Raw genomic sequence first — 24,566 nt, forward strand, 5'->3', positions numbered from 1 at the left:
AGATTTTACTTATGGCAGTTCAAATGGAATACGAAAAAGACGTTAAAGTACCAGCACTTGATGGTAAAAAGATCGCCGTTATCGGTTACGGTTCACAAGGTCATGCCCACGCACAAAACTTGCGTGATTCAGGTCATGATGTGATCATCGGTGTGCGTCCTGGTAAATCATTCGATAAAGCAAAAGAAGATGGTTTTGAAGCTTACCCAGTTGCAGAAGCAACTAAATTGGCTGATATCATCATGATCTTGGCACCAGACGAAATCCAAAAAGATATCTACAAAGATGAAATCGCTCCAAACTTGAGCGCTGGTAAAGCTCTCGGATTTGCTCATGGTTTCAATATCCACTTTGGTTACATCAAAGCTCCTGAAGACGTAGATGTCTTCATGGTTGCACCAAAAGGACCAGGTCACTTGGTACGTCGTACTTACACTGAAGGATTTGGTGTACCAGCACTTTACGCTGTCTACCAAGATGCTACTGGTAATGCCAAAGATATCGCAATGGACTGGGCAAAAGGTGTTGGTTCAGCACGTGTTGGTCTTCTTTCAACAACCTTCAAAGAAGAAACAGAAGAAGATTTGTTTGGTGAACAAGCCGTTCTTATGGGTGGTTTGACAAGCTTGATCGAAGCTGGATTTGAAGTTTTGACAGAAGCTGGTTATGCCCCTGAATTGGCTTACTTCGAAGTACTTCACGAAATGAAATTGATCGTTGACTTGATCTACGAAGGTGGCTTCAAGAAAATGCGTCAATCATGTTCAAATACTGCGGAATTTGGTGATTTCGTAACTGGTCCACGTGTCATCGGTCCAGAAGTAAAAGAAAACATGAAAGCTGCCCTTGCTGATATCCAATCAGGTAAGTTTGCGCGTGAATTTGTTGAAGACCACGATGCTGGTTTCCCACGTTTGAAAGCCTTCCGCAAACAAGCTGAAGAACTTGAAATTGAAAAAGTTGGTGCTGAATTACGTAAAGCAATGCCGTTCGTTGGTCAAAACGACGATGACGCCTTCAAAATCTACAACTAATTGTCTGTAGAAGACTGAGCAAGTTGGGACACCCTGGCTTGCTTTTTTCATCAAAACACAGCAACAGAGGTATGAAATGATAACAGCAAAAGATGTGGCTAAGGCCCATAAAATATTAAGAGGGGTCGTTGTTAATACGCCCCTTGAATACGACCACTATTTATCTGAAAAATATGGGGCAAAGATTTATTTGAAAAAAGAAAACGCCCAACGTGTTCGTTCGTTCAAGATTCGTGGAGCGTATTTTGCAATTTCTCAACTCTCAAAAGAAGAGCGTGAGCGTGGTGTAGTGTGTGCTTCTGCGGGAAACCATGCGCAAGGGGTTGCTTATACTTGTAATGAAATGAAGATTCCAGCGACCATCTTCATGCCGATTACGACACCGCAACAAAAGATCGGTCAAGTTCGATTCTTTGGTGGGGATTATGTAACGATCAAGTTAGTTGGGGATACTTTTGACGCGTCAGCTAAGGCGGCTCAAGAATTTACTCTTGCAGAAAAACGGACCTTTATTGACCCGTTTGATGATCCACACGTACAGGCTGGCCAAGGAACAGTGGCCTATGAAATTCTTGAGGAAGCTCGAAAAGAATCGATTTCTTTTGATGCTGTCCTTGTCCCTGTCGGTGGAGGAGGCCTCATTTCAGGTGTTTCTACCTATATCAAAGAAACAGATCCTCGGATTGAAGTCATCGGGGTAGAGGCTGAAGGAGCGCGCTCCATGAAGGCTGCTTTTGAAGCAGGTGGTCCCGTCAAATTACCAGAAATCGATAAGTTTGCAGACGGGATTGCTGTGCAAAAAGTGGGACAATTGACTTATGAAGTGACCCGTCAACATGTGGAAACTTTGGTTGGGGTCGATGAAGGCTTGATTTCAGAGACCTTGATTGATCTTTATTCCAAACAAGGGATCGTAGCTGAACCAGCAGGAGCGGCCAGTGTGGCATCCCTTGAAATCTTGCGCGAATACATCAAGGGGAAAACCATTTGTTGTATTATCTCAGGTGGGAACAATGACATCAACCGTATGCCTGAAATGGAAGAACGGGCTTTGATCTACGATGGGGTCAAACACTACTTTATCGTCAACTTCCCACAACGTCCGGGAGCTCTTCGCGAATTTGTAAATGATATCTTAGGGCCAAATGATGATATCACACGTTTTGAATACATCAAGCGTGCTAGTAAGGGAACAGGCCCTGTCTTGATTGGGGTTACTTTGGCCAATAAGCATGACTATGCAGGTTTGGTCAATCGTATTGAGCGTTTTGATCCGTCTTTCATTAACTTGAACGGCAATGAAACTCTCTATAATATGCTGGTCTGAGTATCATGCAGAAATAATCGACTATTTAAGCAATATATTTTTATGGAATATATTGCTTTTTTATGAAGACTTGTGATATGATATGCGTAAATTAAAAGGAGGAATTTTTTATGCCTGGATTTTTTATCTTTATTTTATTCTTGCTAATGGTTGCAGGATTCATTGTGATTAGCTCACTATATGTGGTCAAGCAACAATCTGTTGCCATCATCGAGCGTTTCGGACGTTATCAAAAGATTAGCGATAGTGGCATTCATATGCGAGCGCCTTTTGGCATCGATAAAATTGCCGCACGAGTTCAATTGCGCGTCTTGCAGAGTGAGATCGTGGTTGAAACAAAAACTCAGGATAACGTATTCGTTACCATGAATGTGGCGACACAATACCGAGTGAACGAAAGCAACGTAAAGGATGCCTACTACAAACTCATGCGTCCAGAATCACAGATTAAATCATACATTGAAGATGCTTTGCGCTCTTCTGTACCTAAGTTGACCTTGGATGAATTATTTGAGAAAAAAGATGAAATCGCTCTTGAAGTTCAAAAACAAGTGGCAGAAGAAATGTCAACTTATGGATATATTATTGTTAAAACCTTGATCACCAAAGTTGAGCCAGATGCCGAAGTGAAACAATCCATGAACGAGATCAATGCGGCGCAAAGAAAACGCGTGGCAGCTCAGGAATTGGCAGAAGCAGACAAGATCAAGATCGTTACTGCTGCTGAAGCTGAGGCGGAAAAAGACCGTTTGCACGGGGTTGGTATTGCCGAGCAACGGAAGGCCATTGTCGATGGATTGGCAGACTCTATTAAAGAGTTAAAAGGTGCGAATGTAGACTTGACGGAAGAACAAATCATGTCTATTCTCTTAACCAACCAGTACTTAGATACCTTAAATAATTTTGCAGATAAAGAAGGGAATAATACGATTTTCCTACCAGCAAACCCGGATGGTGTCGAAAACATTCGTACACAAATATTATCAGCCTTGAAAGCAAAGTAAACTTTTTATCATTTTTTAAAAAAGGTTCGTATTTTCAGCGATTTTAGTTGACAAAATGTGCAAAAAAATTTATATTAGTATTGGAAATAATAATATAGGAGAAAGATCATGGCTAAATCGAACTTTGAAAAAGTAGAATCAGTTGTTGGTTGGGTACGCGATAAGAAAATTACAGGGTATCGTATCAGTAAAGAAACAAATGCCCGTGAAATGTCTATCATTGCCTTGGCTCAAGGACGTGCAAAAGTAAAGAATATCTCGTTTGAAACTGCACTTGGATTGATTGATTTTTATGACAAAAATCATCAAAAATTTGAAGATTAATTTGTTGTTCCAATTGAAAACCAGAGAGTTTGCTCTCTGGTTTTTTCTATGCCTCAAAAGCAGAAGCGGTACAAAAAACAGCTTGCTTCCATAGCGGTAAACAAACTGTTTCAAGAGATTAATGTAAGAAGCGTTGAAGGAATTCCTTGGTCCGTTCTTCTTTTGGATTGCTAAAGATTTCTTTTGGATCTCCTTGCTCAGCGATGACACCCTTGTCCATGAAGATGACCCGGCTAGAGACATCGCGGGCAAATTCCATTTCGTGGGTGACGACAATCATGGTGAGTCCTTCTTTTGCAAGGTCCTGCATGATTTTCAAGACTTCCCCAACCATTTCTGGGTCTAGGGCAGAAGTCGGTTCATCGAAGAGAATGGCATCAGGATCCATTGAGAGGGCCCGTGCGATGGCGACCCGTTGCTTTTGACCACCTGAAAGTTGTTTCGGACGGGCAGCCCAATATTGAGATCCCATACCGACTTTTTCAAGGTTTTCTTTAGCAACTTTCTCTGCAGTTTCACGATCGCGCTTGAGGACGGTTGTTTGTGCAACGATCGTATTTTCCAAGACGTTTAAATTTTCGAAGAGATTAAAGCTTTGGAAAACCATCCCTAATTTCTCGCGGTAGTGGGTAAGATCATACTCAGGATCAAGAACATTTTGTCCACGATAGAGAATCTCTCCAGCTGTAGGAGTCTCTAGAAGATTGATGGAGCGAAGGAAGGTTGATTTTCCGCTACCAGAGCTCCCGATGATGGAGATCACCTCTCCTTTTTCAACCGTAAGGGAAATATCTTTCAAAACCTCATTTTGACCATAAGATTTTTTTAAATGTTGGATTTCAAGAATTTTTTCTGCCATTATTTCACCTCATTGACTTGCATTTGATTGGCACCTGTAGTATAAGTATCAGAATCTAAGCGACGTTCGATGTAGCGAAGAATTCGTGTGATGGTAAAGGTGAGAACGAAGTAAATCACAGCGATGATCGTAAAGGTTGGGAAGTATTGGTAGTTTTGAGTTGCGACCGTATTTCCTGTAAAGTACAGTTCAACTACAGAGATAACATTCAAAACAGATGTATCCTTGATGTTAATAACGAATTCATTCCCTGTTGCTGGTAAGATATTGCGAACAACCTGTGGAAGGACGACCTTGCGCATGGTTTGTCCATGGGTCATTCCTAGAGCAGTCGCTGCTTCAAACTGACCTGGATCCACTGCTAAGATCCCACCACGAACAATCTCACTCATATAAGCTCCGGTATTGATTGATACGATAAAGATGGCGGCCCAGGTACGATCCAAGGAAATGTTGAAGGCTTGGGCGGAACCGTAGAAAATGACCATGGATTGAACGATCATCGGAGTTCCACGGAAGACTTCAATGTAGACATTGAGGAACCAACCAAAGGCAGTTTGGCATCCAGCAAGGAATTTATTTTTAGCCTTCGGAGCTGTCCGGAAGACACCGATTAACAAACCGATAATCAACCCAGCGATAGTTCCAGTCATAGAGATTAAGAGGGTCATTCCAGTTCCCCGTAAGAACTGTGGGCCATTATCCTTTAAAATCTTCATCATTTGGCTAAAGAATGTCTGCTTATCATCACTAGCATCACTGGAAGCTGGTTGCTTCTTAATCATATCATCCATGAGTTTGACTTGGTCTTCAGACGAAATCTTAGCTAGTGCGGCATTGACTTGGTCAATTCTAGTGTCACCCTTCTTCATCCCGATAGCGATCGTCGCATCTTCTTCCCCAACTTCAAATCCTTTTTTGAATTGAATCATCTTAAATTTAGAATTAGCGGACTCGGCGGTTAGGGCTTCGGGACGTTCAGAAACATAGGCATCAATAACACCCGATTCTAAAGCTTGACGCATCTGGGCAAAATCACCCATTGCAGTTTCTTGTTTCGCACCCTTGAGTTGGGAAATGAGAGAATAGAGGTAGACCCCTTGTTGAGAGGTGACCTTTGCATCCTTAAAGTCATCTAAGGTAGTAGCATTTGCATAGTTTCCGTCTCTGCGGACCAGCATGACTGGCTCGCTGGTATAGTAGCTATTAGAGAAGGCGACCTCTTTTTTACGTTCAGCAGTGGGACTCATCCCAGCGATAATCATATCGATTTTACCAGAAGTGAGGGCTGGAATTAAACCGTTCCAAGATGTTTTTACGATCAGAGGTTTTTTACCTAACTCCTCAGCAACTTTTTTGGCGATTTGGACATCGTACCCATTGGCATATTGATTGGTACCGTCAATTTTAACAGCTCCATTTGCATCATCTTCTTGGGTCCAGTTGAAAGGAGCGTAGGCTGCTTCCATTCCGATTCGTAAATAGTCATCTGCATGAACAACCTGTGTGATCCCCAGGCAAATGAAAAGCCCTGTTAAGAGCGCGAATAATGTTTTTTTCATTTTTTCTCCTCTTCCTTATTTTAACTTCTCCTATTGTACAGTAAAATAGGCTGCATTTCAAACATGGTCCTCTTTTTATTTAAAAAATGCTATAATAATACAAAGGAGCATGATCAAATGAAAAAGTATTTGTATGTTATTTTCGCCTTTCTGGCCTGCCTTTTTGTTAGTCAGAACGTCCATGCATCTAGCCCATCTTATGATGTACTTTACTATGGTGGAACCTTGACCTTGGACACCTGGGACGACGCCACCTATGAGGAAGAACTGGTTTATTATTTCAAAGATTCTTATAGAGGGCAGTATGTTAGCCTAGGAACGGCAGGGAACATGCCACAAGGCTTTGCAATTGAGATACCGCCAAAGGTTGAGGTGGAAGGTCGTGAGCTTCAAAGAGAACCCGAGATTACGAATCTAGGTGATGGCTACCGAGTGAAAATTTATAACAGTGGTGTAGCGCAAGATACAGTCAAAATAAAAGTCACATGGAAATTAAAAAATCTCCTCTATTCACACAAGGATATCTTGGAGTTGAACTGGAAACCGATCACAGATGGTGATCAGAAGGTGGACGAGGTTCAATTTCGTGTTATTCCTAAGTTTGCACCAGCTAATGCCCAATCGGAACTGTATATCCATACAGCCTTTATGGGACCGGATGTGACTGTAAAGAAAGAAGATGGAATCTATTCTGCTACTTTCTATAACCTAGGTAAAGGAAAGGCTGTGGAGTTGTATGGTTACTGGTTGAAGTCAGACCTAACTACCTTATATGATTCTGGTCGAAATACAGGATTGACCAAATTGGATGAATTTCACAAGAACCAAGCTAAAATTGAACAGGAAAAATACTGGACACGCATGTTTTGGAACTGGATCTTGCCAGCCTTCATTATTGCACTCTGGCTTCTTTCTCTCTTGGGTCGCAAACGGTTCAAAAAAATGATTTGGCCTGGTGTGACTTATCCGACTGATACTCGTCTTTATGAGATTCCACAGGATATTGCACCTCTTGTTATGAGCTCGGTTGTTTATTCAGCCGAATTAGACGAGGCTTCCCCAACCAATAAAGAGAAGGCGACTCCGCCAGTATTCACATTTGAAAAAATGCTTCAAGCTACTTTGCTGGATCTGATGGATCGTGGAGTGATTGTCTACGAGCAACAAGGAAATGAAGTCGTTTTGACCAGAAAGTCTCATGGACATGTGGATGATTTTGAACGCTCCTTTATGAATATGGCTTTTGGGGATCAAGTTTCCTGTCCTGTTAACCGTCTCTTTGAGAATTATGAATTCAGTGATGATGTATACAAACATGCCAAAAAAGCAGATCAAGATGCGATTCGTTCACTAGGAAGTAAGGCTCAGGCTCGTTTTGATACGGCTGTCAACCAAGTGGCCCGAGATGTTCATCGCAAGGTGGAAGATCTCCATTTGCCAAGCTACTATCGCCCTTTAGAAGCAAAAGAAGAAGCGCAAGCTAGACGAAGTCTCTTCTTTGGTTGGGCTGCTTGGTTTATCGCTCTTGGAGCAGAAATCTTTGCTATCTTTGGGATGGGTTGGTTCTCTGTTCCTTGTTTGATAGGGATCCTCATACTTTGGTTTATGCCAGTGCGCTTCAATGGTGTCTTTAAAGCCTACCTACGAGATGGTGTTGTCAATCTTGCGGGTGCTGAGCAACGCTATTACTGGGATAGTTTTGGTCGGATGTTGAAAGAGATTGCCCACCTCAACGATGCAGAGTTGCAGTCTCTGGTCCTATGGAATCGCTTATTGATCTATGCGGCCTTGTATGGTGTAGCTGATCAGGTCACAAAGGTCATGAAGCTTCGGAATATTCATTTAGAAAATCAAGCCTTAAACGCCTTCGTTTACACCCCGTTCTATCATGATGTGACCCACTCAAGTCATGCCATGTCTACTTATGGATCGACAGCATCGACAGCTAGTCATTTCACAGTTTCCTCTGGTAGTGGAGGAGGTTTCTCTGGCGGAGGAGGCGGAGGAGGCTTTGGTGCCTTCTAAGTAGCACTAAGAATGGTCTTGGTCGCTCTTTCCCTTCTAGTTTAGAAGGCCTGGTCCAGTCCATAGAATTATGATATAATAGAGCAAATGTAAGTTTAGGAGAAAAAGATGTTTCTGATCGAATTAATCAAGGCGGTTCTTTTTGGGATTGTCGAGGGGATTACAGAATGGTTACCGATCTCAAGTACAGGTCACTTGATTCTGTTACAGGATTTTGTGCAGTTTAAAAATCAAGATCCAGCCTTTATGGAGATGTTCAATGTTGTGATCCAATTGGGAGCGATCCTAGCGGTTGTGGTGATTTATTTCGATAAATTGTATCCCTTCAAACCTGGTAAATCTCCACTAGAAGTACGTCGGACCTGGCAATTATGGGCAAAAGTTGCGGTTGCAACGCTCCCGCTTGTCTTTGTTTTTAAATTGGATGATTGGTTTGAGGCGCATTTTCACAATTCGATTTCCGTTGCGATTATGTTGATCACCTACGGGATTGCCTTTATCTATCTGGAAAGACGAGAACAGGTTGAGCCAGCAGTAACGGAATTGCATAAGCTCCCTTATCGAACAGCTCTTTATATCGGACTCTTCCAAGTTTTATCGCTATTTCCAGGAACAAGCCGTTCAGGTGCTACGATTGTAGGCGGCTTGATCAATGGTGTTAGTCGTCCAGTGGTGACAGAATTTACCTTTTATTTAGGGATCCCAGCCATGTTTGGCGCTAGCCTCTTAAAGGTTGGAAAATTCGCTCTTGGCGGACATTCACTAGCACTGGGGCAACTCTTTATTCTACTGGTAGCGATGGGAGTGGCCTTTGTGGTCAGCATGTACGCTATCCGCTTCTTGACAGATTATGTGAAAAATCATGATTTCACCGTCTTTGGGAAATACCGGATTGTTCTTGGTTCCATCTTGCTATTGTATGGACTCTTCCGTGTTATTTTCTAAGAGAACGGTTGAACTTGATCAAATTATTTTTCGAGGTTGGAGACTTTTGTCCCGACCTCTTTTCTATGCATCCTTTTTTTGAATTCTATCCAATTTTTTAGTATAATAGTAAGACTAGAAGTATGAGGTTATGCTATGAAGATGAAGCAAATTAGTGATTCAACTATTAAGATCACGATCCAACTAGAAGACTTAGAAGAACGTGGGATGGAAATTGCTGATTTCCTTGTCCCACAAGAAAAAACAGAAGAGTTTTTCTACGCCATTTTGGATGAACTCGAAATGCCAGAAAGCTTCCTGGATAGCGGGATGCTTAGTTTTCGTGTGACACCAAAACCAGATAAACTGGATGTTTTTGTTACCAAATCAAAAATTGACCAACAATTGGATTTTGAGGATTTGTCAGATCTTCCTGATATGGAAGAGTTGTCGCGCATGACGCCAGATGAATTTATCAAAACCCTGGAAAAAACCATCTCTGATAAGACAAAAGGGGATGCAGAAGCTATTCACCATTTGGAACAAGAAGAGTTGCGGGACAATCAAGAACAAGATCCTACATCTGAAGCACCAGTAAGTCAGTATATTTATTACATTTTGCGTTTTTCAAATATCCAGCAAGCAGTTGCCTTTTCAAAAACGGTCAGCTTTCCAGTGGATACCTCTGAATTATACAAAATGGGATCTGATTATTATTTAACCGTCTTGATCGATACAGAGGATCAACCAAATCAATATCCAACCTGGTTACTTGCCATCATTCGGGAGTATGCGGATGATTCAGAAGTGACACGAGCTGTTCTGCAGGAACATGGTCACTTACTAATGGTGTCTGGTGCGATTGAGAATTTGAAGAAAGTTGCTAGCTTATGATGTCTTTTTCCTTGCAATTTGTTCTGGTGCTGATTGGAACTTTTATGATTGCCTTGGTATTGACGCCCTTGGTTCGCTTGTTCTCCTTTAAGATTGATGCCGTAGATTATCCGAATGCGCGTCGGATCAATACCAAGCCCATGCCAAGCGCGGGTGGACTGTCTATCGTGATTGCTTTTTCAATTGCGACTCTTGTGTTTATTCCTATGCTGACATCCACCACCGCACCAATCAAAAGTTACCTATCCTATACCTTGCCGATCGTAGGCGCAGGATGGATTATCGCTCTCACAGGCTTGATCGATGATGTAAAAGAGTTGTCAGCCAAGAAAAAGATGATCGGTATCCTGCTGGCAGCGAGTCTAGTCTGGTTTTTGACAGATTTTCGGCTGAATGATTTCAAGATTCCATTTGGTGGTCCCTTACTTCATTTTGAACCGTGGCTTTCTTATCTTTTGACAGTGATTTGGATTGTTGCCATTACCAATGCGGTCAATCTGATTGATGGATTAGATGGCTTGGTGAGTGGGGTCTCTATTATTTCCCTAGTGACAATGGGGATTGTGTCCTATTTCTTTCTACCAGTACCCAATCTCTTTCTGACCATGACGATCTTTGTCTTGGTTGCGTCCATCGCTGGCTTCTTTCCCTTTAATTACCATCCGGCCATTCTCTATCTGGGAGACACCGGTGCCCTGTTTATCGGATTTATGATTTCTGTCTTGTCCTTGCAAGGCTTGAAAAATGCAACGGCAGTTGCGGTAGTCACGCCAATGATTATCCTCGGAGTGCCGATTACAGATACCTTTTTAGCCATTATCCGTCGGACCCTATCTGGTCAAAAATTTTATAAACCGGATCGCAATCACTTGCACCACCGACTTCTTTCTCTGGGCTTGACACATCGGGGAACTGTACTTGTGATCTATGGAATTTCGATGATTTTCTCCTTGATTTCTCTCTTGCTCAACATCTCGAGTCGCATTGGGGGCGTCCTACTAGTGATCGGGCTCTTGTTTGGAGTAGAGTTGTTAGCAGAATTGATTGGGGTATTGGGGCCACATCATAGTCCTTTGTTAAATGTTCTGCGCTATATAGGGAATTCTTCCTACCGGGAGGAAGTTCGTCAAAAAAGAAAAGAAAAAACTAAATAAGAATAGTTCTAATCAAAAGAAAAGCCATTTAGGCTTTTTTTTGATATACTTGAAAGGTAAAAAAATACTTTGTGATGAAGGGATCTTTGCTTTGAGAACCTTCTAGACTTCAAAGTAAAAAGAAAGGGAATGCAATGTCGACATTAGAAATTAAAGACCTTCACGTTGAAATTGAAGGCAAAGAAATTTTAAAAGGTGTAAACCTGACCCTAAAAACTGGTGAGATCGCAGCCATCATGGGACCAAACGGAACAGGGAAATCTACTCTGTCAGCTGCCATTATGGGAAATCCGAATTATGAAGTAACCAAAGGGGAGATTCTGTTTGATGGTGTCAACATCTTGGAATTGGAAGTAGATGAACGTGCACGGATGGGCTTGTTCCTTGCCATGCAATACCCTTCAGAAATCCCAGGAATTACCAATGCAGAATTTTTACGTGCAGCCATGAATGCTGGTAAAGAAGAGGACGAGAAGATCTCTATTCGTGATTTCATCAAAAAATTGGATGAAAAGATGGAACTGCTCAACATGAAAGAAGAAATGGCAGAACGCTATTTGAACGAAGGGTTCTCAGGTGGTGAGAAAAAGCGCAATGAAATCCTTCAATTGTTGATGTTGGAGCCAACATTTGCCCTTTTGGACGAAATTGACTCTGGTTTGGATATCGATGCTCTTAAAGTCGTATCTAAAGGGGTTAATGCAATGCGAGGTGAAGGTTTTGGAGCTATGATCATCACCCACTACCAACGTCTGTTGAACTATATTACTCCTGACGTCGTTCATGTGATGATGGAAGGCCGTGTCGTGCTTTCAGGTGGACCGGAATTGGCTGCACGCTTGGAACGTGAAGGCTATGCTCAACTCGCAGAAGAACTCGGTTACGACTATAAAGAAGAACTATAACCTGATGACAAGTGATCTAATGTTGTCATAAAATCAAACAGATAGTATCTTTATTAGGAGAAAAAAATGAGTATTGAAAATATTACCCTCTTTTCGGAACTGCATGCTGAGCCAAGCTGGCTGCAAGATTTACGAAAAAAAGCTTTTGACAAGATCGATCAGTTGGAATTGCCAGCCATTGAACGCGTCAAATTCCACCGCTGGAATCTTGGGGATGGAACGATCACAGAAAGCGAGGCTTCTGCCAATGTTCCCGATTTTACAGCCCTCGATTCAAATTTAAAATTAGTCCAAGTTGGAACCCAAACTGTATTTGAACAGGTGCCACAAGCCTTGGCAGACCAAGGAGTTCTTTTCACAGATTTCCATTCTGCCCTAGAAGAAATTCCGCAGGTGGTAGAAGACTACTTTATGTCTTCGGTCAAATACGATGATGACAAGCTGGCAGCTTACCACACAGCTTATTTTAATAGTGGGGCGATCCTCTATATCCCAGATAATGTTGAGATTGCAGAAGCAATTGAAGGGATTTTTTATCAGGATAGTGATAGTGATGTACCTTTTAACAAACACATCTTGATTATCGCAGGCAAAAACAGTAAGTTCAGCTATTTGGAACGCTTAGAATCAAAAGGTGATGGCTCAGAAAAAGCAACTGCTAATGTGACGGTTGAGGTGATCGCCCGCTCAGGTGCCCAAGTGAAATTTGCAGCGATTGACCGCCTTGGTGAAAATGTTACAGCCTACATTAGTCGCCGTGGAAAACTAGGCCAGGATGCTAGCATCGATTGGGCTATCGGTGTCATGAATGAAGGCAACGTGGTTGCAGACTTTGACAGTGACTTGGTTGGAAACGGAAGTCATGCAGATTTGAAGGTCGTTGCCTTATCAAGCGGTCGTCAGGTGCAAGGAATTGACACACGTGTGACCAACTTTGGTTGCAACTCGATCGGAAATATCTTACAACATGGGGTTATTCTTGAAAAAGGAACCTTGACCTTCAATGGAATCGGTCATATTATCAAGGGGGCTAAAGGAGCAGATGCCCAGCAAGAAAGCCGTGTCTTGATGTTGTCGGATCAAGCGCGTTCAGATGCTAACCCAATCCTCTTGATTGATGAAAATGACGTTACAGCAGGCCATGCTGCATCGATTGGTCAGGTAGATCCAGAAGATATGTACTACCTTATGAGTCGTGGTCTGGATCAACACACAGCAGAACGCTTAGTGGTGCGTGGTTTCTTGGGATCTGTTATTGTTGAAATCCCAGTTAAAGAAGTACGTGATGAAATGATTGCGACCATCGAAGAAAAGTTATCTCAACGCTAAGGAGAAACAATGCTAGATAAAAATACGATTGCTCAAGATTTTCCCATTCTCGATCAACTAGTTCACGATGAGCCTTTGGTTTATCTAGATAATGCAGCGACGACGCAAAAACCTAAACGTGTTCTTGAAGCAGTTAATCACTATTATTTGCAAGATAACGCCAATGTTCATCGTGGAGTCCATACTTTGGCTGAACGAGCGACAGCAGCCTATGAGGCAGCGCGTGAGAAAGTCAGAAAATTTATCAATGCTTCATCAACCAAGGAAGTGCTCTTTACAAGAGGGACAACGACCGGACTCAACTGGGTAGCCCGCTACGCAGAAGAAGTCCTAAAGGAAGGGGATGAGGTCCTGATTTCCATCATGGAACATCACTCCAATATCATTCCTTGGCAGCAAGCCTGCAAGAAGACGGGAGCAAAACTGGTCTATGTCTATCTAAAAGATGGCTTACTGGATATGCAGGACTTAAAGAGCAAGCTTAGTGAGAAGACAAAATTTGTCTCCATCATCCATGCTTCGAATGTCTTAGGGGTGGTCAATCCGATCAAGGAAATTGCTCGATTAGCTCATGAAGTTGGAGCGATCATGGTCGTAGATGGGGCTCAATCAACCCCTCATATGGCCATTGATGTACAAGACTTAGATGCGGATTTCTTTGCTTTTTCTGGCCACAAGATGGCTGCACCAACAGGGATTGGTGTCCTCTATGGGAAGGAAGAAATCTTAGAGCAAATGTCTCCGATCGAGTTTGGGGGCGAGATGATTGACTTTGTTTACGAGCAATCTGCCTCTTGGAAGGAATTGCCTTGGAAATTTGAAGCTGGAACCCCTAATATGGCTGGTGCAATTGGTCTTGGTGCAGCGATCGATTATTTAGAGGAGTTGGGAATGGACCAGGTAGAAACCCATGAGCATGAATTGATTGCCTATGTGTTTCCAAAATTACAGGCTATTGAAGGCTTGACCATCTATGGTTCCCAAGACTTAGCCCAACGTTCTGGCGTCATTTCCTTCAATCTAGGAGATCTCCATCCGCATGACTTAGCAACAGCATTAGATTATGAAGGGATTGCCGTTCGTGCAGGTCACCACTGTGCACAACCGCTCCTTCAATACCTACAAGTTCCAGCGACAACGAGAGCAAGTTTTTATATCTACAACACCAAAGCGGACTGTGATAAATTAATTGAGGCATTGATCAAAGCAAAGGAGTTTTTCAATGGCACTTTCTAAATTAGATTCGCTGTACATGGCGGTCGTAGCCGATCATTCAAAACACCCCCACCACCAAGGACAAATTGAAGATGTTGATCAGATCCAACTCAACAATCCAACTTGTGGAGATGTGATCCAGTTAAGTGTGAAATTTGATGAGAATGACAGGGTGGAAGATATTGCCTTTGTGAATTCAGGCTGTACGATCTCAACGGCTTCAGCTAGTATGATGACAGATGCTGTAATGGGAAAAACAAAAGAGGAAGTCGAAGAATTGGCACAGGTTTTTTCAGAAATGGTCCAAGGCCAGTCAGATCCTCGCCAAGAGGAATTGGGAGACGCAGCCTTCTTATCTGGAGTCTCAAAATTCCCACAACGGATTAAATGTGCGACCCTCTCCTGGAATGCTCTTAAAAAAGCGATCGAACGTAGCAAATAATTAAAAGAAGAAACAGAGAAAGAAAGGAAATTATGGCTGAAGAAAGAGTCGAACCGAAACCAATTGATCTCGGTGAATATAAATTTGGATTTCACGATGACGTTCAACCCATTCTCTCTACCGGGAAGGGATTGAATGAAGCGGTTATTCGTGAATTGTCTGCAGCAAAAAATGAACCAGAATGGATGCTCGAATTCCGTTTGAAATCTTTTGAAACCTTCAAAAAGATGCCCATGCAAACCTGGGGAGCCGATCTATCAGAAATTGACTTTGATGATTTGATCTATTATCAAAAACCTTCGGATAAACCTGCCCGTTCATGGGACGAAGTTCCAGAGAAAATCAAGGAAACCTTTGAGCGTATCGGGATTCCTGAAGCAGAACGTGCTTACTTAGCAGGGGCTTCTGCTCAGTATGAATCAGAAGTGGTTTACCACAATATGAAAGAAGAGTTTGAAAAGTTAGGGATTATCTTTACCGATACGGATTCTGCCCTAAAAGAATACCCAGACCTTTTCAAACAGTATTTTGCGAAGTTGGTACCGCCAACGGATAACAAATTGGCTGCCCTCAACTCAGCAGTCTGGTCTGGTGGAACCTTCATTTATGTACCAAAAGGCGTAAAAGTAGACGTTCCCCTTCAAACTTACTTCCGTATCAACAATGAAAATACAGGTCAGTTTGAGCGTACCTTGATTATCGTGGATGAGGGAGCAAGTGTTCACTATGTGGAAGGCTGTACAGCGCCGACCTACTCAAGCAATAGCCTGCATGCAGCGATTGTTGAGATCTTTGCCTTAGATGGTGCTTATATGCGTTACACGACCATCCAAAACTGGTCGGACAATGTCTACAACTTGGTCACCAAGCGGGCCAAAGCTCAAAAAGATGCTACAGTTGAGTGGATCGACGGGAACTTAGGAGCGAAGACAACCATGAAGTACCCATCTGTTTATCTAGATGGAGAAGGAGCGCGTGGGACCATGTTGTCCATTGCCTTTGCGAATGCAGGTCAACACCAAGATACAGGTGCCAAGATGATCCACAATGCCCCTCACACTAGCTCGTCTATCGTATCCAAATCCATCGCGAAGGGTGGCGGAAAGGTAGACTACCGTGGACAAGTGACTTTCAACAAGAACTCTAAGAAATCAGTTTCTCACATCGAGTGTGACACCATTATCATGGATGATTTATCTGCATCAGATACGATTCCATTTAATGAAATCCACAACTCACAAGTTGCTTTGGAGCACGAAGCCAAGGTTTCAAAAATCTCAGAAGAACAACTGTATTATTTGATGAGTCGTGGTTTGTCTGAATCAGAAGCGACAGAAATGATTGTCATGGGATTTGTAGAGCCCTTTACAAAAGAACTTCCAATGGAATACGCCGTTGAGTTAAACCGACTCATTAGCTACGAAATGGAAGGATCTGTAGGATAATTCGTTTTAATAGCAAAATAAAATCACAATGGATTTGACTCCATTGTGATTTTTTTGCTTATAGCTTTTCGTTGACATAACGAACAAATTCATTCCACCAAACCTTTAAGAAAAAGCTTTTCTCAATGGTTCTTCCCGATACCATATCGACCGTTGGCTCTTGATCTTCTAAGTAGCCACGTCCGATTTTATCTGGATCAGTGTAGTGTAATTTTCCAAGATTTGTGCCTGATTTGACAGGTGCTCGGAATGATTCTTGGTTACTCTTGAATTGAATTTTTGGTTCCGCTTGACTGCCTTGCTTTTCAACGATATAGAAGTCTTTTTTTGCAACAGCTAAAACAGTCTCGGACTTCCCGTCCATGACAGTTGCCTTACTTTTTCCGTAGGGATCTCCTTCTTTGACGACAATGGAAGAAACAAAGGTTCGTACCACGTAGTTCATCAGAGAAGAAGTAGCCACAAAGCGTGCATATGGATCACCGTCAACTGCCTCCACTCCTAGGACAACCGTGATCATGTGGATGCCATTTTGCGTCGTTGATGCAGCAAATGTGATACCACCTTTGGTAGAGTTGCTGACCCGAAGGCCGTCGACTCCCGACCGGTAATTCGGCATGCCTTCTAGCATCAGGTTGGGGTTTTCAATCTGCGTGTTTGAAAAAAGAGCAGTGGGTTTTGAAGTATATTTGGTCACTTCAGGAAAATCCTGGAGTAAGTGCTTGGCAATGACAGCAATATCATAAGCACTCAATTGATTTTCGTCTCCTTTCCCGTCAGGATCTCCGCTGATGGTTTGAGTATTTAATCCGGTAGCATTAATTAAATGAGGAGATTGAATGCCCCATTCAGAAAGTTTCTGCTTCATTTTTTCAACGAAGCTTTTCTCAGAGCCCCCCACTTTCTCAGCTAAGGCCAAGGCAGCAGTACTAGAATTTCCAACTAAAAGAGCAGTCAATAACTGTTCAACCGTATATTGGTTCGCTTCCATAGGAAGAGTACCAGCACCTTCGATATCATTTAAGGCCAGAGCTTTCTCAGACAATTTGATAGGATCTTTTAGAGAAAGTTTTTTTTCATGAATGGCTTCGAAAATCAGATAAGTAGTCAAGAGTGTAGATAGTCCCCCCACATCTCGCTTTTTCTCCGAATCCTTTTCATATAAGATTTTACCTGTATCAGCTTCAACAGCAATAGCACTTTGAGCAGGAAGATCTAGATCGTCTGCTAGAACGACATGATAAGGTAAACTGCATAACAGCAGGATGAAGGTTAAAAAAGAAAGAAAGAATTTTTTCACAGTTGTTTCCTCGTTGCTTAGTCCTCTCTATTGTATCATACAAATGATTAATGGAAAATCGTAAAATCATCAATTAGGCTAAAAAGTCAATCATAGCAAGGTTTTTGGATGGGATTGAAGCAAATATTCAGAAAATTTAGTTTACTTTTTTTTCTACTTGTGATATAATCTTAAACAAATCTAAAAAAACTATTGGAGAATTCCTATGAAAAAAGGTAAAGTATTCGCAGTTGCCGGAGTAACACTCCTTGCAGCTGGATTGTTAGCTGCATGTTCTGGTTCTAATACTAGTAAAGCAAGCTCAGGCGAAGACAAAAACTATGGTTATATCTACACAGATGATCCTCAAACTTTGGACTACACTGTGTCTTCTAAAGCTGCTACACATGATATCACTACAAACGTCGTAGATGGTTTGATGGCAAATGACAAGTATGGTAATCTCGTACCATCACTTGCGGAAGATTGGTCTGTTTCAAAAGATGGTTTGACTTATACCTACAAGATTCGTAAGGGTGTTAAATGGTACGATGCAGATGGTGAAGAACATGGCGAAGTGACTGCTAAAGACTTCGTGACTGGTTTGAAACACGCTGCTGATAAAAAATCTGAAACCCTTTCACTTGTTCAAGGTTCTGTCAAAGGCTTGGATGATTATGTCCAAGGGAAAATCACAGACTTCAGCCAAGTTGGTGTCAAAGCTGTAGACGATTACACACTTCAGTACACATTGAACAAACCAGAAACTTTCTGGAACTCTAAAACAACAAACGGAATCTTGTTCCCAATTAGCACAGATTTCTTGAAGAGTAAGGGAGATGATTTTGGTCAACCAAACGATGTGAAATCAATCCTTGCAAACGGACCTTTCCTTCTTAAATCAATCACTTCAAAATCATCTGTTGTATTTGAAAAGAATGACAACTACTGGGATAAGAAAAACGTTCACCTTAAAGAAGTGAAATTCACTTATTATGATGGATCAGACCAAGATTCATTGGCGCGTGGTTTCTCTGATGGTGCTTATACAGTCGCTCGTCTATTCCCAGCAAGTTCAAACTTTGCAACTGTATCTAAAAAATACAAAGACAACATCTATAATACACCGGCTGGTTCAGGGGTAGCGGTTCTTGGTTTCAACATTGACCGTCAATCATACAAACACACTGCTAAGAAATCAGATGCTGAAAAGACTGCGACTAAGAAAGCAATCTTGAACAAAGATTTCCGTCAAGCTATCACCTTTGCCTTGAATCGTGAAAACTACTCAGCACAAGTAAATAGTAAAGCATTTGCTAAACCAGCTATCCGTAACACCTACACAGCTCCAGCCTTTGTGCAAGTAAATGGAAAAGACTTTGGAGATGTGGTTGCAGATAAATTGAGCACATATGGTGATCAATGGAAAGGTGTCAACCTAGCAGATGGTCAAGATGGTCTTTACAACAAAGACAAAGCAAAAGCACAACTTGAAAAAGCAAAAGCTGAACTTCAAAAAGATGGCGTTCAATTCCCAATTCATATTGACGTACCAGTAGCACAAAACTCTACAAACTTTGTTTCACGGATGCAATCATTGAAACAAACAGTGGAAGATACTCTTGGTAAAGACAATGTCGTTCTTGACCTTCAAATGATGGACTCAGACGAAGTGTTGAACATCACATTGAATGTTCCATCAGCTGCAGATGCAGATTGGGATCTTCAAGGATTGGTTGGATGGAACCCAGACTATGATGATCCATCAACTTACCTTGATACTCTTCAACCATCATCAGAAGACCAAACAAAAGTCTACCTTGGTTTTGCAGGTGGTGTAGATAATGCTTCAGCCAAAGCAGTTGGCTTGGATGAGTATGCAAAACTTCTTGCAGACGCTAATAGCGAATCACTTGATGTAGCTAAACGTTATGAAAAATACGCAGCTGCTCAAGCTTGGTTGAGTGACAGTGCCTTGGTAATTCCTACAATGTCAAGTACAGGTGCAGCAACTGTTGTTTCCAAAGTAGTTCCATTCTCTGGCCCATCATCTCAAACAGGTAACAAAGGATCAGCATACTTCAAATATGTTGAAGTTCAGGATGAACCTGTCACTAAGAAACAATACGAACAAGCACGTGAAAAATGGCAAAAAGAAAAAGCTGAGTCAAACAAAAAAGCTCAACAAGATCTTGAAAAACACGTTAAATAATTAAATTATTGCTTTTCATTAGAACTTTCTCTTCTAGGGGAGAAAGTTCTTTTGGACATTAAAGGAATGAAATATGAAAAAATATGTTTTTATGCGTATTTTGCGTTCGTTAGTGTCGATCTTTCTCGTCACGACATTAACCTACATGATTATCTATACGCTAACACCGAGAAATCTCATCTTTAAAAATGACCCTAACTACAATAAAGTAGCGAAGACAAAAGATTCGAAGATCAACTACGAAAATACTGTCTACGATCGCATGGGTTATTTGGAATACATGGATTCAAAGAGCTTGCAACAAAAAGCAAGTAAAGAAGATTCTTCTGTAACAGTTGATGCGACTACTGCTAATGAAAAGATCTATAAAGAATACATTAACAAATTAGGTCATGGTTGGCAGTTGAAACGTTTCCCAGAAAGTAAGTCTTTTTATGCGGTGCGTGAAATTCCGGTTTTTGAACGTGTCATCAGTTTCTATGCAAATTTGATTCAATTTGATCATCCAGGTTGGGTGAAAGATGCCTCAAATCCAAATCTTAAACGCTATATCCGTATTGAAAATGATCCATCTATTGGTTGGTCAGTTGTAGGTTCTGGTACGAAACACAAATACCTCTTGTACTTTAATGGTCAATTCCCATATGTACACCAAAACTTTGTGACCTTAAACCTTGGAAATTCATATCCAACTTATTCAAATACCCCTGTTCTTCAAGTTATTACACAAGGACAAGGAACAACTAAGAAGAGTGAAGTGAACTTCCCAACAGGTAAAAAGACATCTTCCATCGATATCTACTCACGTACCTACAAATCACCAAGTAAGGCAGACTCACAAGACATCAGTCGATTTGGTAAAGGGGACGCTTATACAGCAACGTTGAGCAACTATGAGAATCCATCCATGATTGCATCTTCTTCAATCATTGGTTTGATTGGTATTGCGATTGCTTACTTGATTGCGATCCCATTAGGATCATACATGGCGCTGTTCAAGAACTCATGGTTTGATAGTATCTCAACAGCAACCTTGACATTTATGATGTCTCTTCCAACTATTGCCCTTGTTTACATTGTGCGTCTAGCAGGTTCATTTGTTGGACTTCCAGACTCATTCCCAGTACTTGGAGCACAGGATTGGCGTTCATATGTATTGCCATCTCTGATTCTTGGTTTGTTGAGTGCGCCATTTATCGCAGTTTGGATTCGTCGTTACATGATCGATATCCACTCGCAAGATTTCGTCCGTTTTGCTCGTTCAAAAGGATTGTCAGAACGTGAGATCTCAAGAAAACACATCTTCAAAAATGCGATGGTTCCATTGGTATCTGGTATTCCAGGTTCTATCATTGGAGTTATCTCAGGTGCGACACTTACTGAAACAGTCTTCGCTTTCCCAGGTATGGGTAAAATGTTGATTGACTCTATTAAAGCATCAAACAACACCATGGTCATCGGACTTGTCTTCATCTTCACATCACTTGGTATCTTTGCTGCCATGTTAGGTGATATCTTGATGACAGTGCTTGATCCACGGATTAAATTAACGAATACGAAAGGAGGCAAATAATGGCTACAATCGATAAAAATAAATTTCAGTTTGTAAAACGCGATGACTTTGCCTCTGAAGTAATCGATGCTCCAGCGTATTCATACTGGAAATCTGTATTCAGACAATTCTTGAAAAAAAGAACCACGATCATTATGCTTGCTATTTTGATTGGGATTCTCTTGATGAGTTTTGTCTACCCGATGTTTTCAAATTTTGATTACAACGACGTAAGTAAGGTAAATGACTTTTCAGCACGTTTGAATCCACCAAGTGGGAAAGCACTATTTGGTACAGATAATAACGGTAAATCCCTCTTTGATGGAGTTTGGTTTGGTGCTCGGAATTCAATTATCATTTCCTTCATCGCCACTGTTATTAACGTGGTTGTCGGAGTCATCGTAGGCGGAATTTGGGGGATCTCAAAATCTATCGACCGTATCATGATGGAAGTTTATAACGTTATTTCAAACATTCCATTTATGTTGATCGTTATCGTCTTGACTTACTCAATGGGATCTGGTTTCTGGAACTTGATTCTTGCCATGTCCTTAACCGGATGGATCGGAATTGCTTATACCATTCGTGTCCAAATCATGCGTTACCGTGATTTGGAGTACAACCTTGCCAGCCGAACATTAGGAACACCAACTTTGAAAATTGTTACGAAAAACATTTTGCCTCAATTGGTATCTGTTATCGTGACACAAACATCACAGTTGCTTCCAAGCTTTATTTCTTACGAAGCCTTCCTTTCCTTCTTCGGACTTGGTCTTCCAATCACAGTTCCAAGTTTGGGACGGTTGATTTCTGACTATTCTCAAAACGTAACTACAAATGCTTACCTATTCTGGATTCCGCTTACTGTTTTGATTTTAGTATCCTTGTCATTCTTTATCGTCGGACAAAACTTGGCCGATGCCAGCGACCCACGTACACATAGATAGGAGGAGTAGATATGACATCAAATAACAATATTATTTTATCTGCTCAAGATATCGTAGTGGAATTTGACGTGCGCGATCGCGTATTGACAGCTATTCGTGGCGTATCGCTTGAGCTAGTAGAAGGTGAAGTTCTTGCCTTGGTTGGTGAGTCAGGTTCAGGAAAATCAGTTTTGACAAAAACATTCACCGGAATGTTAGAAGATAACGGCCGTATTGCTCAAGGTTCGATTAAGTACCGTGGCCAAGAATTGACGGATTTGGCATCCAATAAAGATTGGGAAAATATTCGTGGTTCTAAAATCGCTACAATTTTCCAAGACCCAATGACAAGTTTGGACCCAATCAATACAATTGGTTCACAAATTACTGAAGTCATTATCAAACACCAAGGGAAAACAGCTAAAGAAGCTAGAGAAATGGCTTTGGACTATATGGAGAAAGTTGGAATTCCGGATGCTGAACGTCGTTTTGACGAATATCCATTCCAATATTCAGGTGGGATGCGCCAACGGATCGTTATTGCGATTGCCTTGGCCTGCCGTCCAGATATCTTGATCTGTGACGAACCTACAACAGCTCTTGACGTAACCATTCAAGCGCAAATCATTGATTTGTTGAAATCCCTTCAAAAAGAATACCAATTTACAGTTATCTTTATCACCCACGACTTAGGTGTGGTTGCAAGTATTGCTGATAAAGTAGCCGTTATGTATGCTGGAGAAATCGTTGAGTTTGGTAAAGTAGAAGAAATTTTCTATGATCCAAAACATCCATACACATGGAGTTTGCTTTCAAGCTTGCCTCAATTGTCAACCTCAGATGGTGATCTTTATTCTATTCCAGGGACTCCACCATCATTGTATGCTCCAATCAAAGGAGATGCGTTTGCTCTTCGTTCAGACTATGCGATGCAAATTGATTTTGAAGAAGAAGCACCCGCCTTTAAAGTTACAGATACTCACTGGGCTAAGACCTGGTTGCTCCATCCAGATGCACCAAAAGTTCATAAACCAGAAGTAATCGATAACCTTCACGAAAAGATTGGCTCAAAAATGGGCTTCACTCACATTACAGAATAGGAGGAAGGAAATGACTGAAAAATTAGTTGAAATTAAAGATTTAGAAATTTCCTTCGGTGAAGGAAGTAAAAAATTCGTTGCTGTAAAGAACGCCAACTTTTTCATTAATAAGGGAGAAACTTTCTCTCTTGTTGGTGAATCAGGAAGTGGTAAGACAACAATTGGGCGTGCGATCATCGGTTTGAATGATACAAGTGCTGGAGAAATTATTTATGACGGTCGCAAGATCAACGGAAAAAACTCTCATAGTGAAAAATCAGAGTTGATCCGTAAAATTCAAATGATCTTCCAAGACCCAGCAGCAAGTTTGAATGAACGTGCAACAGTTGATTATATTATCTCTGAAGGTTTGATCAACCACCATTTGTTTAACAGCGAAGAAGAACGTCAGGAAAAAGTAAAAAATATTATGCATGAAGTTGGGCTTCTAGCAGAACATTTGACACGTTATCCTCACGAATTCTCAGGTGGTCAACGTCAACGGATCGGTATTGCCCGTGCACTTGTCATGGAACCAGAATTTGTCATTGCGGATGAACCAATCTCAGCTCTTGACGTTTCAGTACGTGCACAGGTCTTGAACCTTTTGAAAAAATTCCAAAGAGAATTAGGCTTGACCTATCTCTTTATCGCCCATGACTTGTCAGTTGTGCGCTTCATTTCTGACCGTATTGCAGTTATCTATAAAGGGGTTATTGTAGAAGTAGCAGAAACTGAAGAGCTATTTAACCACCCAATCCATCCATACACCCAATCCCTACTTTCAGCGGTCCCAATTCCAGATCCAATTCTAGAACGTAAAAAAGTTCTAAAAATCTACGATCCAGAACAACATGATTATTCTGAAGATAAACCACAAATGGTTGAAATTAAACCAGGTCATTATGTATGGGCTAACAAAGCTGAAGAAAACAAATACAGACAAGAATATAAATAGAGAGGCATTCCTCTCTATTTTATTTTTTTCAAAAAAACTTTCAAAAAAATAAATTTTTTTGAAAAAAAGTGTTGACAGTAAGAGAAGGTCATGATATACTAATATAGTTGTCGCGCG

General features: G+C 41.4%; 21 protein-coding genes. 18 read left to right on the plus strand and 3 right to left on the minus strand.

The genetic code is table 11. From position 1 onward, the window contains the following. The first annotated feature begins 11 nt into the window (after positions 1-11). From ilvC to HMPREF2686_RS06620, 4 genes are all read left to right on the plus strand, one after another. Entirely contained in the window at positions 12-1,034 is a 1,023-nt protein-coding gene (ilvC, locus tag HMPREF2686_RS06605; RefSeq protein ID WP_003004157.1) for a ketol-acid reductoisomerase, read from the plus strand. A gap of 76 nt (positions 1,035-1,110) precedes the next feature. Beyond that, entirely contained in the window at positions 1,111-2,361 is a 1,251-nt protein-coding gene (ilvA, locus tag HMPREF2686_RS06610; protein ID WP_070449837.1) for a threonine ammonia-lyase IlvA, read from the plus strand. Between the two features lie 110 nt (positions 2,362-2,471). After that, complete coding sequence (locus HMPREF2686_RS06615; RefSeq protein WP_003010253.1) at positions 2,472-3,365, plus strand: SPFH domain-containing protein; 894 nt, start codon at positions 2,472-2,474, stop codon at positions 3,363-3,365. Positions 3,366-3,473: 108 nt separating this feature from the next. Further along, entirely contained in the window at positions 3,474-3,689 is a 216-nt protein-coding gene (locus HMPREF2686_RS06620; protein ID WP_003004771.1) for a capsule biosynthesis transcriptional regulator, read from the plus strand. A gap of 118 nt (positions 3,690-3,807) precedes the next feature. On the opposite strand, the gene HMPREF2686_RS06625 is transcribed toward HMPREF2686_RS06620, so the two are convergent. Both HMPREF2686_RS06625 and HMPREF2686_RS06630 read right to left on the minus strand, forming a co-directional pair. Continuing rightward, positions 3,808-4,548: an amino acid ABC transporter ATP-binding protein gene (locus tag HMPREF2686_RS06625; protein WP_003010256.1), complete on the minus strand. Its 741-nt coding sequence runs from the start codon at positions 4,546-4,548 to the stop codon at positions 3,808-3,810. Beyond that, positions 4,548-6,110, minus strand: coding sequence for an ABC transporter substrate-binding protein/permease (locus HMPREF2686_RS06630; protein ID WP_070449839.1), 1,563 nt, complete (start codon positions 6,108-6,110; stop codon positions 4,548-4,550). The genes HMPREF2686_RS06625 and HMPREF2686_RS06630 overlap by 1 nt, the downstream gene beginning before the upstream one ends. A 117-nt stretch (positions 6,111-6,227) precedes the next feature. Here HMPREF2686_RS06630 and HMPREF2686_RS06635 point away from each other — a divergent pair, with 117 nt between their 5' ends. The 9 genes from HMPREF2686_RS06635 to sufB all read left to right on the plus strand — a co-directional run bounded on the left by HMPREF2686_RS06635 (position 6,228) and on the right by sufB (position 16,443). Then, on the plus strand, positions 6,228-8,135 hold the full coding sequence (locus HMPREF2686_RS06635; protein ID WP_024055091.1) for a DUF2207 domain-containing protein: 1,908 nt from the start codon (positions 6,228-6,230) through the stop codon (positions 8,133-8,135). Positions 8,136-8,243: 108 nt separating this feature from the next. Then, positions 8,244-9,080, plus strand: coding sequence for an undecaprenyl-diphosphate phosphatase (locus HMPREF2686_RS06640; protein WP_013904699.1), 837 nt, complete (start codon positions 8,244-8,246; stop codon positions 9,078-9,080). Positions 9,081-9,215: 135 nt separating this feature from the next. Then, the gene (gene mecA / locus HMPREF2686_RS06645) at positions 9,216-9,953 is read left to right on the plus strand and encodes an adaptor protein MecA (protein ID WP_003004768.1); all 738 of its coding nucleotides are present in this window, start codon (positions 9,216-9,218) and stop codon (positions 9,951-9,953) included. Further along, positions 9,950-11,107, plus strand: coding sequence for a glycosyltransferase family 4 protein (locus HMPREF2686_RS06650; RefSeq protein WP_070449842.1), 1,158 nt, complete (start codon positions 9,950-9,952; stop codon positions 11,105-11,107). Before mecA ends, HMPREF2686_RS06650 begins: the two co-directional genes overlap by 4 nt. A 134-nt stretch (positions 11,108-11,241) precedes the next feature. Further along, the gene (gene sufC, locus HMPREF2686_RS06655; RefSeq protein ID WP_003004238.1) at positions 11,242-12,012 is read left to right on the plus strand and encodes a Fe-S cluster assembly ATPase SufC; all 771 of its coding nucleotides are present in this window, start codon (positions 11,242-11,244) and stop codon (positions 12,010-12,012) included. Positions 12,013-12,078: 66 nt separating this feature from the next. After that, a complete protein-coding gene (gene sufD, locus HMPREF2686_RS06660; RefSeq protein WP_070449846.1) occupies positions 12,079-13,341 on the plus strand; it encodes a Fe-S cluster assembly protein SufD in 1,263 nt (420 codons plus the stop codon). A gap of 9 nt (positions 13,342-13,350) precedes the next feature. Next, positions 13,351-14,577, plus strand: a complete 1,227-nt coding sequence (locus HMPREF2686_RS06665) for a cysteine desulfurase (protein ID WP_070449849.1) — start codon at positions 13,351-13,353, stop codon at positions 14,575-14,577. Beyond that, positions 14,564-14,998: a Fe-S cluster assembly sulfur transfer protein SufU gene (gene sufU, locus HMPREF2686_RS06670; protein ID WP_003010276.1), complete on the plus strand. Its 435-nt coding sequence runs from the start codon at positions 14,564-14,566 to the stop codon at positions 14,996-14,998. Before HMPREF2686_RS06665 ends, sufU begins: the two co-directional genes overlap by 14 nt. Positions 14,999-15,030: 32 nt before the next feature. Further along, positions 15,031-16,443: a Fe-S cluster assembly protein SufB gene (gene sufB, locus HMPREF2686_RS06675; RefSeq protein ID WP_003010279.1), complete on the plus strand. Its 1,413-nt coding sequence runs from the start codon at positions 15,031-15,033 to the stop codon at positions 16,441-16,443. A gap of 58 nt (positions 16,444-16,501) precedes the next feature. On the opposite strand, the gene HMPREF2686_RS06680 is transcribed toward sufB, so the two are convergent. Then, entirely contained in the window at positions 16,502-17,743 is a 1,242-nt protein-coding gene (locus HMPREF2686_RS06680; protein ID WP_070449852.1) for a serine hydrolase, read from the minus strand. Positions 17,744-17,948: 205 nt separating this feature from the next. On the opposite strand from HMPREF2686_RS06680, the gene HMPREF2686_RS06685 reads away from it, so the two are divergent. The 5 genes from HMPREF2686_RS06685 (at position 17,949) to HMPREF2686_RS06705 (ending at position 24,449) form a co-directional block, all read left to right on the plus strand. Beyond that, positions 17,949-19,934: a peptide ABC transporter substrate-binding protein gene (locus tag HMPREF2686_RS06685; RefSeq protein ID WP_070449855.1), complete on the plus strand. Its 1,986-nt coding sequence runs from the start codon at positions 17,949-17,951 to the stop codon at positions 19,932-19,934. Positions 19,935-20,007: 73 nt separating this feature from the next. Beyond that, positions 20,008-21,507, plus strand: a complete 1,500-nt coding sequence (locus HMPREF2686_RS06690; protein WP_021154493.1) for an ABC transporter permease — start codon at positions 20,008-20,010, stop codon at positions 21,505-21,507. Next, positions 21,507-22,433 carry an oligopeptide ABC transporter permease OppC gene (oppC, locus tag HMPREF2686_RS06695; protein ID WP_049475082.1) on the plus strand — a complete coding sequence of 309 codons (927 nt, stop codon included), beginning with the start codon at positions 21,507-21,509 and terminating at the stop codon, positions 22,431-22,433. The genes HMPREF2686_RS06690 and oppC overlap by 1 nt, the downstream gene beginning before the upstream one ends. An 11-nt stretch (positions 22,434-22,444) precedes the next feature. Then, complete coding sequence (locus HMPREF2686_RS06700; RefSeq protein ID WP_049505885.1) at positions 22,445-23,512, plus strand: ABC transporter ATP-binding protein; 1,068 nt, start codon at positions 22,445-22,447, stop codon at positions 23,510-23,512. Between the two features lie 10 nt (positions 23,513-23,522). After that, a complete protein-coding gene (locus HMPREF2686_RS06705; protein ID WP_003010296.1) occupies positions 23,523-24,449 on the plus strand; it encodes an ATP-binding cassette domain-containing protein in 927 nt (308 codons plus the stop codon). Positions 24,450-24,566: the final 117 nt, after the last annotated feature.

The sequence above is a fragment of the Streptococcus sp. HMSC057G03 genome, from assembly GCF_001808745.1.
In the GTDB taxonomy this organism is placed as follows: Bacteria; Bacillota; Bacilli; order Lactobacillales; family Streptococcaceae; genus Streptococcus; species Streptococcus parasanguinis_Z.

Excerpts from the sequence above, each read along its gene's own strand:
- ilvC (WP_003004157.1), top strand. The coding sequence starts at position 12 with ATGGCAGTTCAAATGGAATACGAAAAAGACGTTAAAGTACCAGCACTT.
- ilvA (WP_070449837.1), top strand. The coding sequence starts at position 1,111 with ATGATAACAGCAAAAGATGTGGCTAAGGCCCATAAAATATTAAGAGGG.
- HMPREF2686_RS06615 (WP_003010253.1), top strand. The coding sequence starts at position 2,472 with ATGCCTGGATTTTTTATCTTTATTTTATTCTTGCTAATGGTTGCAGGA.
- HMPREF2686_RS06620 (WP_003004771.1), top strand. The coding sequence starts at position 3,474 with ATGGCTAAATCGAACTTTGAAAAAGTAGAATCAGTTGTTGGTTGGGTA.
- HMPREF2686_RS06625 (WP_003010256.1), bottom strand. The coding sequence starts at position 4,548 with ATGGCAGAAAAAATTCTTGAAATCCAACATTTAAAAAAATCTTATGGT.
- HMPREF2686_RS06630 (WP_070449839.1), bottom strand. The coding sequence starts at position 6,110 with ATGAAAAAAACATTATTCGCGCTCTTAACAGGGCTTTTCATTTGCCTG.
- HMPREF2686_RS06635 (WP_024055091.1), top strand. The coding sequence starts at position 6,228 with ATGAAAAAGTATTTGTATGTTATTTTCGCCTTTCTGGCCTGCCTTTTT.
- HMPREF2686_RS06640 (WP_013904699.1), top strand. The coding sequence starts at position 8,244 with ATGTTTCTGATCGAATTAATCAAGGCGGTTCTTTTTGGGATTGTCGAG.
- mecA (WP_003004768.1), top strand. The coding sequence starts at position 9,216 with ATGAAGATGAAGCAAATTAGTGATTCAACTATTAAGATCACGATCCAA.
- HMPREF2686_RS06650 (WP_070449842.1), top strand. The coding sequence starts at position 9,950 with ATGATGTCTTTTTCCTTGCAATTTGTTCTGGTGCTGATTGGAACTTTT.
- sufC (WP_003004238.1), top strand. The coding sequence starts at position 11,242 with ATGTCGACATTAGAAATTAAAGACCTTCACGTTGAAATTGAAGGCAAA.
- sufD (WP_070449846.1), top strand. The coding sequence starts at position 12,079 with ATGAGTATTGAAAATATTACCCTCTTTTCGGAACTGCATGCTGAGCCA.
- HMPREF2686_RS06665 (WP_070449849.1), top strand. The coding sequence starts at position 13,351 with ATGCTAGATAAAAATACGATTGCTCAAGATTTTCCCATTCTCGATCAA.
- sufU (WP_003010276.1), top strand. The coding sequence starts at position 14,564 with ATGGCACTTTCTAAATTAGATTCGCTGTACATGGCGGTCGTAGCCGAT.
- sufB (WP_003010279.1), top strand. The coding sequence starts at position 15,031 with ATGGCTGAAGAAAGAGTCGAACCGAAACCAATTGATCTCGGTGAATAT.
- HMPREF2686_RS06685 (WP_070449855.1), top strand. The coding sequence starts at position 17,949 with ATGAAAAAAGGTAAAGTATTCGCAGTTGCCGGAGTAACACTCCTTGCA.
- HMPREF2686_RS06690 (WP_021154493.1), top strand. The coding sequence starts at position 20,008 with ATGAAAAAATATGTTTTTATGCGTATTTTGCGTTCGTTAGTGTCGATC.
- oppC (WP_049475082.1), top strand. The coding sequence starts at position 21,507 with ATGGCTACAATCGATAAAAATAAATTTCAGTTTGTAAAACGCGATGAC.
- HMPREF2686_RS06700 (WP_049505885.1), top strand. The coding sequence starts at position 22,445 with ATGACATCAAATAACAATATTATTTTATCTGCTCAAGATATCGTAGTG.
- HMPREF2686_RS06705 (WP_003010296.1), top strand. The coding sequence starts at position 23,523 with ATGACTGAAAAATTAGTTGAAATTAAAGATTTAGAAATTTCCTTCGGT.